The sequence below is a fragment of the Noviherbaspirillum denitrificans genome (genome assembly GCF_002211445.1).
Classification (GTDB): domain Bacteria; phylum Pseudomonadota; class Gammaproteobacteria; order Burkholderiales; family Burkholderiaceae_D; genus Noviherbaspirillum; species Noviherbaspirillum denitrificans.
Map to the genome: position 1 here is coordinate 3,615,456 of NZ_LSTO01000001.1, position 14,074 is coordinate 3,629,529.

Genomic DNA, 14,074 nt, shown 5'->3' on the forward strand with positions numbered 1-14,074 from the left:
ATTCTGCGGCAACGACGTACACCGGCTGTTGACGCATCGCTCATTAATCTTGATTTCCTGTGGTTCCGCGCGGTATGCGACGGTACCGCAATTTTAACGGAACCCATATGCATCCCATGCTGAATACGGCGGTGAAGGCCGCGCGCCGCGCCGCGTCGATCATCAATCGCGCTTCCTTCGACATTGACCGCGTCAAGGTCACGACGAAGAACCACAACGATTTCGTCACCGAAGTCGACCAGGCCGCCGAGCAAGCGATCATTGAAGTTCTGAAAACCGCGTACCCCGACCACGCGATCCTCGCCGAAGAATCCGGCGCCTCCGCCAACCTGCACGACGAGAACGAAAACGTCTGGATCATCGATCCGCTGGATGGCACCACCAATTTCATCCACGGCTTTCCGCAGTACTGCGTATCGATCGCGCTGCAGCAGAAGGGCCAGATCACCCAGGCCGTTGTGTACGACCCGACCCGCAACGACCTGTTCACCGCGACCAAGGGCGCAGGCGCCTACCTGAACGAAAAGCGCATTCGCGTCAGCCGCCGTGACAAGATGGCCGATTCTCTGATCGGCACCGGCTTCCCCTTCCGCGGTACGGAAGGCCTGGACGAGTACATGAAGATGTTCAAGATCATGACCGAAAAATGCGCCGGCCTGCGCCGCCCGGGCGCCGCCGCGCTCGACCTCGCGTATGTCGCTGCCGGCCGCCTCGACGGCTTCTTCGAAAAGGGCTTGCAGCCCTGGGATGCAGCGGCAGGCGCGCTGCTGGTTTCCGAAGCGGGCGGCATCGTCGCCGACTTTACCGGCGAATCCGATTACCTCTACAAGGGCAACATTATCGCAGGCACGCCCAAGATCTTCGCGCAGATGGTAAACCTGCTGTCGCCTTACGCCTGATCCGCCTGAACAATCCTTGCAGCCGGGACGCTCACTGAAGCTGCCCGGCTGCGCATTTTGCACCTTCGGTTACGTACCGGTCGTGCAGACACACTCCAGAGAACACATGTCCTTTACCGAACTCGGTCTATCCGATGAAATCGTCCGCGCCGTCGCCGAACAGGGCTACAGCGCGCCCACGCCGATCCAGAGCCAGGCGATTCCCGCCGTGCTGCTCGGCGGCGACCTGCTCGCCGGCGCACAAACCGGCACCGGCAAGACAGCCGGCTTCACCCTGCCCATCCTGCAGCGACTCAAGGGCGGCAAACCGGCTGCCCGCGGCACCGTCCGCGCATTGATCCTCACGCCCACGCGTGAGCTTGCAGCGCAGGTGGAAGAAAGCGTCCGCACCTACGGAAAATACCTGAAGTTGCGCTCGGCCGTGATCTTTGGCGGCGTGGGCATCAATCCGCAGATCGACCTGCTGCGCAAGGGCGTCGACATCCTCGTCGCCACGCCGGGCCGCCTGCTCGACCACATCCAGCAAGGCACGGTCAGTCTCGCGAACATCGAGATCCTGGTCCTCGACGAAGCGGACCGGATGCTCGATATGGGCTTCATCCGCGACATCCGCCGTATTCTTGCCCTGCTTCCGCAGCAGCGCCAGAACCTGCTGTTCTCCGCCACGTTCTCCGACGAGATCAAGGAACTGGCCGACGGCCTGCTCAACTCGCCAGCCATGATCGAAGTTGCGCGCCGCAATTCGACCGCGGAAATGATTGCGCAAAAGATCCACCCGGTCGACCGCAACCGCAAGCACCAGTTGCTCAGCCACCTGGTCAAGACGAACAACTGGTCGCAGGTCCTGGTATTCACCCGCACCAAGCACGGTGCGAACAAGTTGGTCGAACAACTCGGCAAGGAAGGCATCAGCGCACTCGCCATCCACGGTAACAAGAGCCAGTCGGCGCGCACTCGTGCCCTGTCGGAATTCAAGGATGGCTCCCTGCAAGTCCTGGTCGCCACCGATATCGCCGCGCGCGGAATCGACATCGACCAGCTGCCACACGTCGTCAACTACGACCTGCCGAATGTGCCGGAAGATTACGTGCATCGTATCGGCCGCACGGGCCGCGCGGGTGCAAGCGGTGAGGCAGTATCGCTCGTCTGCGTGGATGAGCACGACATGCTGAAGGGGATTGAAAAACTGATCAAGCGCTCGCTGCCGCGCGAAGTGATTGCAGGTTTCGAGCCCGATCCGAACGCCCGTCCGCAGCCCATCCAGCTGCGTAGCGGCGACGGTGGAGGACGCAACCGTCCGCGCCAGCAAAAGCCCGCAGCGACGACCGCCCGCCCTGCCTCGGCGCCCTCCGGCAACAAGCCGACTCAATCCAAGCGCACCGGCTCCAAGCTCCTTGGCGGCGACGGCGCATCTGCCGGTCGCAACCGCGGCAGCCGGTAAGCCACCGCCTTTCCGCACAGCGACGCAGCGCACCGACAAGCACTGCGTCCCCCCTCCTGTCCGCAACAATCCCCATTAAAATGGAGGATTGTGCGCGACACGCGCCTGGTGACACAACAACGACTGGAATGGCATTGAAACCTGCGCTGAAAACGGCTCCCGAAACAACGCCGCCTGGACTCGACGCCCAGCTGGATAAGCATACTCCCATGATGCAGCAATATTTACGCATCAAGGCCGGCTATCCGGACATGCTGGTGTTCTACCGGATGGGAGATTTCTACGAACTGTTCTTTGAAGATGCGGAAAAATCCGCTCGCCTGCTCGGCATCACGCTGACGCAGCGCGGCGCTTCCAACGGCAACCCGATCAAGATGGCCGGTGTGCCCTTCCACTCGGTCGAACAATACCTGGCCAAGCTGGTGAAGCTTGGAGAGTCGGTCGCCATCTGCGAACAGATCGGTGATCCCGCAACCAGCAAGGGGCCGGTCGAGCGCAAGGTGGTGCGGGTCATCACGCCGGGTACGCTTACCGATGCCGACCTGCTTCCGGAGAAATCCGAACGCCCGCTGCTTGCGCTGCACGTCGTGACGCAGCGCAAGACCATCGTTGCGGGACTCGCCTGGCTGTCGATGGCCAGCGGGGCACTGCGCGTGATGGAATTCGCCGGCGACGCGAAGACCTTCGATGCGCGCCTCAAGCAGGAATTGGAGCGCGTCTCTCCTGCCGAGATCCTGGTCGCGGACCAAGCGGACCTGTTCGCCCAGCAGGCGCCCACCGGCAAGTTCACCACTGTTCCAGACTGGCATTTCGATATCAATGCCGGACAAAAGGCTCTGCTTGAGCAATTGTCCGTCGCCACGCTGAGCGGTTTCGGCGCCGATGGCCTGGGTGCCGCAATTGGCGCGGCAGGGGCGCTGCTGAAGTACGCGCAATCGACCCAGGGCAAAGGCCTTCAGCATGTGCGCACGCTCGCGGTCGAGACGGAAAATGAATTTATCGGCCTCGATGCCGCGACCCGGCGCAATCTGGAGCTGACCGAAACACTCCGCGGCCAAGAAGGCAACACCTCCGCGCCGACGCTGTTCTCGCAACTCGACCACTGCCGTACCGCAATGGGCTCACGCCTGCTGCGCCACTGGCTGCATCACGCCAAGCGGGACCAGGAAGTCGCGCGGGCGCGCCATGCCGCCCTCAATGCCCTCATGCGCGCGGATGCCTCGTCGGGCCTTTCCGCGACTCTGGCTGCGGTGCCTGATATCGAGCGCATCACCACGCGCATTGCCCTGCTCTCCGCCAGACCGCGCGACCTCGCCGGGCTGCGCGGCGGCTTGCAGCAATTGCCGTCGCTGCGCGCTTACGTTGCAATGTGCAACAAGGATTCCGACGCTCCCCTGCTGCGCGCCATCCATGATTCCCTTGCCACACCAGGCGAATGCCTTGAATTGCTGGAGCGCGCGATTGCACTGGAGCCGGCTGCCATGGTGCGCGACGGCGGCGTTATCGCCCGCGGCTTCGATGCCGAGCTCGATGAGCTGCGCGCGCTGTCGGAAAACGCCGGCCAGTTCCTCGTCGATCTCGAAACGCGCGAGCGTGCACGCACAGGCATCGCCAACCTGCGTGTCGAGTACAACAAGGTGCATGGCTTTTACATCGAAGTCACGCACGGCCAGACCGACAAGGTGCCGGACGACTATCGCCGCCGCCAAACGCTGAAGAACGCCGAGCGTTACATCACGCCCGAACTCAAGGCCTTCGAGGACAAGGCGCTGTCGGCGCAGGAACGCGCACTCAGCCGCGAAAAGTATCTCTACGAGAAGATCCTCAACGACCTGGCACCGCAGATCGGCGTGCTGCAGTCGATCGCCCACGCGCTGGCACAGCTCGATGTGCTGGTGGCGCTGGCAGACCATGCAATGCGCAACAACTGGTGCGCGCCGCATCTCGTCCCCGAACCGGCGATCCTGATCGAACAGGGCCGCCATCCTGTCGTCGAGAACCAGATCGAGCGCTTCATCGCCAACGACTGCGAACTCAATACCGAACGCAAGCTGCTGCTTATCACCGGCCCCAACATGGGCGGTAAATCGACCTACATGCGGCAGGTCGCGCTGATCACCCTGCTTGCCTATGTCGGCAGCTTCGTCCCCGCCTCGCGGGCCGTCATCGGTCCGATCGACCGGATCTTTACGCGCATCGGCGCCGCCGACGACCTGGCCGGTGGACGTTCGACCTTCATGGTCGAGATGACCGAATCGGCGGCGATACTGAATGGCGCAACCGAACAATCGCTGGTCCTGATGGATGAAGTGGGTCGCGGCACCTCTACCTTCGACGGCCTGGCACTGGCCTGGGCAATCGCCCGCCACCTGATCGACGCCACGCGCAGCTTCACGCTGTTCGCGACGCACTATTTCGAGTTGACGCAACTGCCCGAGAGCCATCCGACGGCGGCCAACGTCCACCTGTCGGCTGTTGAGCACAAGGACAGCATCGTGTTCCTGCACGCAGTCCAGTCTGGCCCTGCTTCGCAGAGCTATGGCTTGCAGGTCGCCCAACTGGCCGGCGTTCCGCAAAACGTGATCCGGGCAGCGCGTAAGCACCTCGCAGCACTCGAGGCGCATTCAGTGCAGGCAACGCCACAGTTCGACCTGTTTGCAGCAAATGCCGCCGTTGTCGACGAGCCGGAAGAAGTGCCGGCCATTGATCCAGGCGTCGGGGCATTGGTAGAAGAACTTGACAGCATCGATCCGGATGCAATGACGCCGCGGGAGGCGCTGGATGCGCTCTACCGACTGAAGGCGCTGGCCGCAAAGCAATGAGCCTCATTCGCTTGCTCGCACTGTGCGCTGCCATGACGCAGGCGCTGCCCGCGCTGGCCGATCCGCTGGAATTCAGCTTTGGCGTGATTGCGCAACCGCGGGCATCCACGGGCGACGGAAACGAAGCGCTGCAAACCGCCATCGCGGAAACCGATGCAGACAACCTTGCCTTTGTTTCCGTCCAGGGAATCAAGCCGGCGAGCACGGCATGCACTGACAAAGTCTACCTGCGGCAGAAATCCCTGCTGGACGACGCCCGTAATGGTGTGATCGTTTCACTGGCGGCGAGCGACTGGGCTCGATGCCCGCCTGAATCGGGAAAATCCTCCGCGGTCGGAAGGCTTGGACGTCTGCGCGACCTGTTTTTCTTCGATGATTTCTCGCTCGGTGCGAGCAGAATTCCGGTCACCCGGCAATCGACGATCGCGAAGTTTCGCGGATTTCCAGAGAATGCCCGGTGGCATATCGGCGACATTATGTTCGCCACGCTCAACCTGCCGTCCAACAACAACAATTACGTGGTCGACGCGGGAAGAAACAGCGAATTCGAAGACCGCCTGGTTGCCAACCGCGACTGGCTGAACCGCGTCTTTACCTATGCCCAGCGAGAAAAAGCCGCTGGCATCGTGCTGTTCAGTGACAGCAATCCCCTTGCGCCGCCCCGCCAGTCCGGCACGTCGCGCGACGGTTTTGCGGAAACCAGGAAGCTGCTGTCAGGACTTGCAGGAAAGTATTCGGGAAAAATACTCGTGGTACACGGGCTAGCAGCGGCTTCGCCAAGCGCGAGTGCCATCGCCTGGCAAGGCAACGTCGCTTTTCTGAGTGTGCCTGCCGGTTGGGTAAAGGTGAATGTCAGCAGCCGGCAAGGCCAGCTGTTTTCGCTTGCGCCTCACACTGCGCAAGGATCGGAAGGCAACCGCTGATTCCGTACGGCCGCCCTCTTCCTCTCGCAGTGATGACCGGTGTTTGTAACTCCGTCAGTGCAGCGGATAGCTGCGGAACTGGTCGCTGTCATCACCGTCGGCGTCGCCTTGATGATGGTGATGACCATGCTCACCGTGGACATGCTGATGCGCGACTTCTTCGTCCGTCGCGCTACGCACGCCGGCAACATTCAGCGTAAAGCGCAGGGCCATGCCGGCCAGAGGATGGTTGCCGTCAAGCACCACCTTGTCGTCCGCGATATCAGTAACGGTGAAGATGATCGACTCGTCGCCGCCCTCGGTATCGTCGGGCGTCCCCTCGAACTGCATGCCGATCTCAACCGGATCCGGCAAGCGGTTGCGCGGCTCGATCTTGATGAGGTTGGGATCGTATTCGCCGAAAGCATCGTCCGGCTCGACCTGGATGGTCGTCTCAAAGCCGGCTTCCTTGCCCTCGAGCGCTTCCTCGATCTTGGGGAGGGTGTTTTCGTATCCGCCGTGCAGATACACCATCGGCTCGCGGCTTTCCTCAATCAGATTGCCTTGCGCATCCGAGAGCTTGTAGTGGACCGTCACTACGGTATTCTTGGCGATCTTCATGAGCCGTCCTTTCATATCAACATTTCAGGATTATACTCGCCCGGGCCGCGGGAACTTGCGCGAACACAGATTCCACGCCCGGATTGATCCGCGTCCCGCCCCACCAGCAATCGGCATGCCCACTTGAAGAAGACAATGAAAAAACTGCCCCTACTCGGCGGACTCACGCCCCAGCAATTTCTCCGCGACTACTGGCACAAGAAGCCGCTTCTCATCCGCCAGGCCATTCCCGGCTTCCAGCCGCTCCTGACACGCGAGGAACTCGCCGCCATGGCCGCACGCGACGATGTGGAATCCCGCCTCGTCACGCATTTTGGCACGCGCTGGCAGCTCAAGAAAGGACCGTTCGAACAATTGCCGCCCTTCGGCAAGAAGGCATGGACGACCCTGATCCAGGGCGTCAACCTGCATCATGACGGCGCCGATGCGCTGATGCAGCAATTCCGCTTCATCCCTGATGCGCGGCTGGACGACCTCATGATCAGCTATGCCACCGATACCGGCGGCGTCGGGCCCCACTTCGACTCCTACGATGTTTTCCTGCTCCAGGCGCACGGAAAGCGGCGCTGGCGCATCGGGCCACAAAAGGACCTGACGCTGGTCGAAGGACTGCCGGTAAAGATCCTGAAGAACTTCAAGCCCGAACAGGAATTCGTGCTCGAGCCAGGCGACATGCTGTACCTCCCGCCGCATTACGCGCATGACGGTATCGCCGAGGGCGAGTGCATGACCTACTCCATCGGTTTCCGCACGCCGTCCTTCCAGGAACTGGGAGAAGCCTTCCTGCAATTCATGTCGGAATCGGTTGAACTGCCCGGACGCTACGCCGACCCGGATCTCCCATCTACAGCGAAACCGGCCGAAATCGGGAATGCGATGCTTGCGCAGGTCGCGTCTACACTGCGCAAGATCGAGTTTGCCGACGACGACGTCGCTATCTTCCTCGGCGAGTACCTCTCGGAGCCGAAGCCGACGGTCTTTTTCGATCACCCGGCCCGTGCAACGAAGCTCGCCAGATTCCTTCAGCTTGCTGAAAAACGCGGAGTGAAACTATCGCGCAAGACGCGCATGTTGTATCGCGGCCGGCATGTATTCATTAACGGGGAATCATTTGTGGCGGGCACTGCAGACCGGCGTGTCCTGGCAAAGCTGGCCGACCACCGTGAACTTGACTCGGAGGACGTGGCCGGCGCATCGGAAGACGTACGGGAAGCGCTGCATGCATGGCATGAAGACGGATGGCTGCAGTGGCGGTGAACATCGGCAACAGATTTCATGTTGCGATTACTTACAAATTCCTTACCCAAAAGAAAAGCGCGGCCGCCTCGTTGCAAAAAAAAACGCTATAATTGTTGATTAGGAAGTTTTCGATATACTGCAATGCAACATGTTGCAGGGCGAAGACGCCTATAGAGCGATAATTACCGGTAATTATTCATCGCATAGTTTTTATAATAATTTTTGTAAAGGGAAATCCATGAAAAAGTCTCTGTTGATCGCATCCCTGCTGGCTGTTGCTCTGGCTGCCTGCGGCAAGAAAGAAGAAGCTGCTGCTCCGGCACCGGCTGCTGCTCCGGCACCGGCTGCTGCACCGGCTGCTTCCGCACCGGCTGAAGCTGCTGCTCCGGCTGCTGCACCGGCTGCTTCCGCACCGGCTGAAGCTGCTGCTCCGGCTGCTTCCGCACCGGCCGCTTCGGCTCCGGCTGACGCTGCTGCCCCGGCTGCTGCTGCTCCGGCTGCATCGAAGTAATCCGCGATTACTAGACAAAAAAGCCGACCAGCTGGTCGGCTTTTTTATTGCCCGCAGGATTCGCCATCCATCATTTCTTCAGGTGAATCCAGTCAAACCCCTCCTCCTGGCAGGCAAGCATCACATCGATGCCGGATCCCGCCGTCACTCCGTGAAGCGCCTCGCGCGCGAGCTCTGGCATATTGTTTTGCTGGCTCAGATGCGCCCCCACTACGGTTCTCAGGCGCGACTTATCCACGGCACTTAGAATTTCCGCCGCCGTCTCGTTCGACAGATGCCCGAATACTCCTCCGATGCGCTGCTTGAGCGAATATGGATAGGAGGAATTTGCGAGCATTTGCCTGTCGTGATTACATTCCAGCACCAGCGCGTCGCAACCGCCCAGAGCCTGTATCAAGTGCGGCGTGGACTGGCCGGCATCCGTAAGCACACCGACACGGAACTGCCCGTCATGAACGACATACTGCACCGGTTCGCGCGCGTCATGCGGAACAGTGTAGGGAACCAGCTCTAGATCGCGAATGGCCAGCCTGTCGCCGTCGCGGCAAAAATGGATATCGACTCCATCGGCGTGCTTTTGCACAGCTTGGTACGTGCCGAAACTCAACCAGACAGGGATGTGATGGCGGCGAGCAAATTTGAATACGCCGCCGACATGGTCCTGATGTTCGTGGGTGACGACGATTGCGGCCAGGTCAACGGGCGTCATGCCCTTGGATTGCAGGCGCCGCTCGGTTTCGCGGATGGGGAATCCGCAATCCAGCATGACGGTGGTGCCCGTCGTGCCGGATGTGGATGAGATCAGAAGCGCGTTGCCTTCACTACCGCTTCCAAGACTTGCAAATTTCAATAGATATACTTACTTGAGTTGCTCATTCAGGAGCGACAGGATCCGGTCCGCGGTTTGCGAAGAATCCGGGCGGCCTTCGGCATTCAGCACCGACACCTGGCTGGCACCGCCCGCGGCCTTCACCGAGATGCGATAACGTGCTGCCGACTTCGCGCTGTCATCCGAACCGAATGTAAACAGGCGCGAAAGGAAACCCTTTTCCGATGCCTTCTTCTGGTCAGCATCCGGATCGACATAACGAACGAAGTAAATACCCTGGGCGCGATCACGGTCTTCCACCGTGAAACCGACGCGGTCAAGCGCCAAGCCGACGCGGCGCCATGCGCGGTCGAACCCTTCATCCACCTCTACGTAGCCGCCGCTCGTGCCTTTGACCAGCTTGGCGCGGGACGGTTGCAGTCCAACGTTCGCGACCGTCGTCCGTGCCTGCGTCGCTTCGACACCGAGACGGGTCATCAGGCGCGTCAGGAATTCGGCCTCGAGCTCCGGATCGGACTGGCGCGGCGTCCACATCGTGCTGTCCTTTTGCTGGCCGACGATCACTTCCTGCATGCCGCGATGGCTGATGTAGATTTCGGTCGCGCCATCGGCGGTGCGTTCGAGGCGGGTGCGGAACTTGTCACGCTCACCGGTCGAATACAGCGAGTCCAATGCCTTGCCGAGCGCATTGCGGAGGAAATCCTGCGGAATCTTGGCGCGATTCTCTGCCCAGTCGGTTTCCATCACGCCGGCTTGCGGCACTTCATAGCTGATGAGGAAACCAGACTCCTGCCAGAAGTCCTTCACCAGCGGCCACAGCGCTTCAGGGGATTGGTTGACGACTAGCCAACGCTGGTTGCCCGCGCGGTCGATGCGCATGTCTGCCGTCGTCTTTACTGCCACTGCTGCCGACGGTGCAGTCGGACGCGCAGTCTGCTGCTGGCTGTAGGTCGAAGCAGTGGCCGTGCCACGATTTGCTTCCGGAATGGCGTAACGATTCTCGCGCTGCAATTGGGTCAGGTCCGGCGGCACCTCCAGCGAAGGCGCCTTGCCGGCGCTCTTGTACTCGACGCGATCCGGCTCCAGTACCGATCCGATGCTGCTGCAGCCGGCGAGGCCGGCGATCGCCAGCCCGAAAATGAGTCCACGTTGAGCGATACGCGTGTTCTTTCGAATTGTCATGTCGTTGCTGATTGAGGTGATGTCTGCTTGACTGCCGGACCGAAGGCGGCGCTTATTGTAATACACCGGACTCGCGCAGGGCCGCGCGTACCGTCTCGTGGTAGCCCTCGCCCAGCGGCGCAAGCGGCAGGCGGATGCCGGACGGGATCAGTCCCACTTCCGCCATGGCCCACTTCACGGGGACGGGGTTCGGTTCGACGAAGAGCTTGTTATGCAGCGGCAGCAGCTTGTTGTTGATCGCAACCGCTTCGGCCACCTTACCGGCCATCGCCGCAGCGCATAAGTCGTGCATGCCGCGTGGGGCGATATTGGCGGTGACGGAAATATTGCCCTTGGCGCCGCAAAACATGAGCGCCATCGCCGTCGCATCGTCGCCGGAATACACGGCGAACGACTTCGGCGCAAGGCGAATCAGGTCGCTGCCGCGTGCGATGTTACCGGTTGCATCCTTGACGCCGATGATTCCCGGAACCTCTGCCAAGCGCAGGATCGTCTCGTTGGACATGTCGGCAACGGTGCGGCCGGGCACGTTGTAGAGGATCGCGGGCAGGTCGACAGCCTCGGCGATCTTCTTGAAGTGCAGGTACATGCCTTCCTGCGTCGGGCGGTTGTAGTAGGGAACAACCAGCAGGGAGGCATCGGCGCCGACGCTCTTAGCGTATTGCGTCAGTTCGATCGCTTCGGTGGTCGAGTTGCCACCCGTGCCAGCGATGATCGGGATTCGCTTGGCGGTGTGCTCGACAGCGATCTTGATCAGTTCGCAGTGCTCTTCAACCGAGACCGTCGGCGACTCGCCGGTTGTGCCGACGATGACGATGCCGTCGGTACCTTCGGCAATGTGCCAGTCGATCAGTTTGCGCAGCCCCGGCAGGTCGAGACTGCCGTCTGCGTGCATGGGGGTGACAATGGCGACTATGCTGCCCTGGATCATGATGTTATCGGGTAAAGAAATAAAAGGTTGATTGTAGCGGATAGCCTGCTCCCGTGGGGCAACAGGGGCCGAAATCGGGCTCAGGCAATGCGGCACAGGCGGGGTTCTGCCAGTGGTTTCAACACGCAGATACGCTGGACCATCGCCGCCTTCGGTCCATCAACGTAGCCATCCTCGAATGCGATGACACGAAGGCCGTCTTCTTCGGCCACGCGCTCAAGCAGCTCTCCCTGCCGCAGCAGGAAGGCAGGATTGGAAGGCTTGCCAAATTGCTCATTGCCGGCAGCAAAGGTCTCATAGAGGAGAATGCCACCCGGCGCGAGGCTGCGGAAGAGATGCGGGAAGAGCGGGCGGTGCAGGTAGTTGGTCACGACGATGCCGGCGAACCTGCTCTCCTCGAATGGCCATTCCATGTCCTCCGCCTCAAGGTCGAAGGCGCGGGTCGCAATGCCCTGGCCGCCTGCCGACTCAAGTGCTGCGAGGTCGCGATCAACAGCTAGAACAGGGTGCCCCTTGGCAGCGAAAAGTCGCGCATGGCGCCCTCCTCCACACGCAAGGTCGAGTACTTCGCCTTCCGGCACCAGTGGCGCGAATCGCGCCACCCAGGCCGAAGGCGTCCCTGTGATGCCTTGGGAAGCCACTTGCCGGTGCTCAGTCGTAGCCGAGGCCCATCGCGTCGCGCACGTCGCGCATCGTTTCCTGCGCCAGCTTGCGGGCCTTCTCGCAACCGTCGGCAACGATGGCGCGGACCAGCGAGGGATCGTCGAGATACTTTTGCGCGCGCTCCTGCATCGGCTCCTGCTCCTTCAGGACGGCGTCGACGATGGGCTGCTTGCATTCGAGGCAGCCGATGCCGGCGGATTTGCAGCCCTTCACCACCCAGTCCTTCGTGTCCTGGTCGGAATAGACCTGGTGCAGCTGCCACACCGGGCATTTTTCCGGATCACCCGGGTCGGTACGGCGCACGCGCGCCGGGTCAGTCGGCATGGTCCGGACCTTCTTGGTAACCGATTCCTTATCCTCGCGCAGCGTGATCGTGTTGCCGTAGCTCTTGGACATCTTCTGCCCGTCGAGGCCAGGCAGGCGCGATGCCTCAGTCAGCTTGGCCTGTGGTTCGACGAGAATGATCTTGCGGCTGCCTTCGAGATAGCCGAACAGGCGCTCGCGGTCGATCATCGACAGGTTCTGCGTTTCGTCCAGCATGGCCTTGGCCTGCTCCAGCGCGTCAGCCTTGCCCTGCTCCTGGTAGGCGGTGCGCAGTTCGGTGTACATGCGCGCGCGCTTGCTGCCGAGCTTCTTGATGGCTTCCTGCGCCTTTTCCTCGAAGCCTTTTTCCTTGCCATAGAGGTGGTTAAAGCGGCGTGCAATCTCGCGCATCATTTCGATGTGCGGAATCTGGTCTTCGCCCACCGGCACCTGGCTGGCGCGGTAGATCAGCACGTCTGCGGCCTGCAGCAGCGGATAGCCAAGGAAGCCGTAGGTGGCGAGGTCGCGGTCGGCGAGCTTTTCCTGCTGGTCCTTGTAGGTCGGCACGCGCTCCAGCCAGCCGAGCGGCGTGGCCATGGAAAGCAACAGGTGCAGTTCCGCGTGTTCCGGCACCTTCGACTGGATGAAAATCGTCGCCTGCGACGGATCGACACCGGCCGCAAGCCAGTCAATCACCATGTCCCAGGTGCTGGTTTCGATGATGCTCGGATCGTCGTAATGGGTCGTCAGCGCATGCCAGTCGGCGACGAAGAACAGGCAAGGCAATTCGGATTGCAGCTTGATCCAGTTCTTGAGTGCGCCGTGATAGTGGCCAAGGTGCATGGCACCTGTCGGACGCATGCCGGAAACTACGCGATCGGGATACATAATGTTCAGCTCAGAAAAATGGTCAGGGGAAAAAGAATCAGCTTCAGTGCCTCATGCGCAATCAGCATGACCGGCGCCATCCAGAAGTACAACACCTTCATGAGGACGAGGCCCATGACGATGAAAAAGCCGTATGGCTCGATTTGCGCAAATTTGTAAGCCCAGCGGTTAGGCAGGATGCTGGTCAGCACGCGGCCGCCATCCAGCGGCGGAATCGGGAACAGGTTGAAGGCGAACATCACGAGGTTGCTCAGCACGCCCGCCTGCGCCATCCGCAGGAAGAACGGCTCTTCCACGCCGCCAAGGCCAAGGGCAATCGCAAAAATCATCCATAGCAAGGCCATCACGAAATTCGCCCCTGGTCCGGCCAGCGCCACCCATGCCATGTCGCGCTTGGGCTTGCGCAGGTTGCCGAAATCGATCGGTACCGGCTTGGCATAACCGAAAAGAAATGCGCCGGAAGTGGCGATGTACAGGATTGCCGGAATGATCAGGGTGCCGAACGGGTCAATGTGCTTGATCGGGTTGAGGCTCATGCGGCCCTGCATGTAGGCCGTCGAATCGCCGAAGTAACGCGCAGCGTAGGCGTGTGCCGCCTCATGCAAGGTAATCGCGAAGATTACCGGCAGTGCATACACTGCAATCGTTTGAATAATCTCATCCATTGCGGGATTCTATCAGAGGGGGAAAGATGTCCGCCTCGCGAGGCGGGCGCGGATTCAGAGACCGAACACGGACGCGTCGCCGCGTCCCTGCCGCAGGAGTACCGGCTCGTCGCCGGTCAGGTCGATGACGGTGGTCGGTTCGAGGTGGCATGCGCCGCCGTCGATCACCAGTTCGATC

At 61.1% G+C, this 14,074-nt stretch carries 13 protein-coding genes and 1 pseudogene; 6 read left to right on the top strand and 8 right to left on the bottom strand.

From position 1 onward, the window contains the following. Window positions 1-107: 107 nt before the first annotated feature. The 4 genes from AYR66_RS17495 to AYR66_RS17510 all read left to right on the top strand — a co-directional run bounded on the left by AYR66_RS17495 (window position 108) and on the right by AYR66_RS17510 (window position 6,085). Complete coding sequence (locus AYR66_RS17495) at window positions 108-899, top strand: inositol monophosphatase family protein (RefSeq protein WP_088708568.1); 792 nt, start codon at window positions 108-110, stop codon at window positions 897-899. Between the two features lie 106 nt (window positions 900-1,005). Further along, complete coding sequence (locus AYR66_RS17500) at window positions 1,006-2,340, top strand: DEAD/DEAH box helicase (RefSeq protein ID WP_088708569.1); 1,335 nt, start codon at window positions 1,006-1,008, stop codon at window positions 2,338-2,340. Window positions 2,341-2,549: 209 nt separating this feature from the next. Then, window positions 2,550-5,162, top strand: coding sequence for a DNA mismatch repair protein MutS (gene mutS / locus AYR66_RS17505; protein ID WP_088708570.1), 2,613 nt, complete (start codon window positions 2,550-2,552; stop codon window positions 5,160-5,162). Beyond that, complete coding sequence (locus AYR66_RS17510) at window positions 5,159-6,085, top strand: hypothetical protein (RefSeq protein ID WP_088708571.1); 927 nt, start codon at window positions 5,159-5,161, stop codon at window positions 6,083-6,085. Before mutS ends, AYR66_RS17510 begins: the two co-directional genes overlap by 4 nt. A gap of 54 nt (window positions 6,086-6,139) precedes the next feature. Here AYR66_RS17510 and AYR66_RS17515 read toward each other — a convergent pair whose 3' ends face one another. Further along, window positions 6,140-6,685, bottom strand: a complete 546-nt coding sequence (locus AYR66_RS17515) for an FKBP-type peptidyl-prolyl cis-trans isomerase (RefSeq protein ID WP_088709885.1) — start codon at window positions 6,683-6,685, stop codon at window positions 6,140-6,142. A 135-nt stretch (window positions 6,686-6,820) separates the two neighbouring features. Here AYR66_RS17515 and AYR66_RS17520 point away from each other — a divergent pair, with 135 nt between their 5' ends. Beyond that, complete coding sequence (locus AYR66_RS17520; RefSeq protein WP_088708572.1) at window positions 6,821-7,942, top strand: ribosomal protein uL16 3-hydroxylase; 1,122 nt, start codon at window positions 6,821-6,823, stop codon at window positions 7,940-7,942. 220 nt (window positions 7,943-8,162) lie between these two features. Beyond that, complete coding sequence (locus AYR66_RS30140) at window positions 8,163-8,435, top strand: hypothetical protein (RefSeq protein ID WP_088708573.1); 273 nt, start codon at window positions 8,163-8,165, stop codon at window positions 8,433-8,435. A 70-nt stretch (window positions 8,436-8,505) separates the two neighbouring features. Here AYR66_RS30140 and AYR66_RS17530 read toward each other — a convergent pair whose 3' ends face one another. From AYR66_RS17530 to AYR66_RS30145, 7 genes and pseudogenes are all read right to left on the bottom strand, one after another. Beyond that, a complete protein-coding gene (locus tag AYR66_RS17530) occupies window positions 8,506-9,285 on the bottom strand; it encodes an MBL fold metallo-hydrolase (protein ID WP_088708574.1) in 780 nt (259 codons plus the stop codon). A 9-nt stretch (window positions 9,286-9,294) separates the two neighbouring features. Next, entirely contained in the window at window positions 9,295-10,446 is a 1,152-nt protein-coding gene (bamC, locus tag AYR66_RS17535; RefSeq protein WP_088708575.1) for an outer membrane protein assembly factor BamC, read from the bottom strand. Window positions 10,447-10,498: 52 nt separating this feature from the next. Then, on the bottom strand, window positions 10,499-11,377 hold the full coding sequence (gene dapA / locus AYR66_RS17540) for a 4-hydroxy-tetrahydrodipicolinate synthase (protein WP_088708576.1): 879 nt from the start codon (window positions 11,375-11,377) through the stop codon (window positions 10,499-10,501). A gap of 80 nt (window positions 11,378-11,457) precedes the next feature. Then, window positions 11,458-12,018 carry a class I SAM-dependent methyltransferase gene (locus AYR66_RS17545; protein WP_234814929.1) on the bottom strand — a complete coding sequence of 187 codons (561 nt, stop codon included), beginning with the start codon at window positions 12,016-12,018 and terminating at the stop codon, window positions 11,458-11,460. Between the two features lie 10 nt (window positions 12,019-12,028). Then, window positions 12,029-13,231 (bottom strand): tryptophan--tRNA ligase, encoded by a 1,203-nt coding sequence (locus tag AYR66_RS17550; protein WP_088708577.1) that lies wholly within the window; start codon window positions 13,229-13,231, stop codon window positions 12,029-12,031. 5 nt (window positions 13,232-13,236) lie between these two features. Further along, window positions 13,237-13,896: a site-2 protease family protein gene (locus AYR66_RS17555; RefSeq protein ID WP_088708578.1), complete on the bottom strand. Its 660-nt coding sequence runs from the start codon at window positions 13,894-13,896 to the stop codon at window positions 13,237-13,239. Window positions 13,897-13,950: 54 nt separating this feature from the next. Beyond that, window positions 13,951-14,074: pseudogene (locus AYR66_RS30145) on the bottom strand (L-threonylcarbamoyladenylate synthase); the annotation flags it as partial.

Bases quoted from the DNA above. Each gene is read 5' to 3' on its own strand.
- AYR66_RS17495 (WP_088708568.1), top strand. From the start codon at position 108: ATGCATCCCATGCTGAATACGGCGGTGAAGGCCGCGCGCCGCGCCGCG.
- AYR66_RS17550 (WP_088708577.1), bottom strand. From the start codon at position 13,231: ATGTATCCCGATCGCGTAGTTTCCGGCATGCGTCCGACAGGTGCCATG.
- AYR66_RS17510 (WP_088708571.1), top strand. From the start codon at position 5,159: ATGAGCCTCATTCGCTTGCTCGCACTGTGCGCTGCCATGACGCAGGCG.
- AYR66_RS17555 (WP_088708578.1), bottom strand. From the start codon at position 13,896: ATGGATGAGATTATTCAAACGATTGCAGTGTATGCACTGCCGGTAATC.
- mutS (WP_088708570.1), top strand. From the start codon at position 2,550: ATGATGCAGCAATATTTACGCATCAAGGCCGGCTATCCGGACATGCTG.
- dapA (WP_088708576.1), bottom strand. From the start codon at position 11,377: ATGATCCAGGGCAGCATAGTCGCCATTGTCACCCCCATGCACGCAGAC.
- AYR66_RS17520 (WP_088708572.1), top strand. From the start codon at position 6,821: ATGAAAAAACTGCCCCTACTCGGCGGACTCACGCCCCAGCAATTTCTC.
- bamC (WP_088708575.1), bottom strand. From the start codon at position 10,446: ATGACAATTCGAAAGAACACGCGTATCGCTCAACGTGGACTCATTTTC.
- AYR66_RS17515 (WP_088709885.1), bottom strand. From the start codon at position 6,685: ATGAAGATCGCCAAGAATACCGTAGTGACGGTCCACTACAAGCTCTCG.
- AYR66_RS17500 (WP_088708569.1), top strand. From the start codon at position 1,006: ATGTCCTTTACCGAACTCGGTCTATCCGATGAAATCGTCCGCGCCGTC.
- AYR66_RS30140 (WP_088708573.1), top strand. From the start codon at position 8,163: ATGAAAAAGTCTCTGTTGATCGCATCCCTGCTGGCTGTTGCTCTGGCT.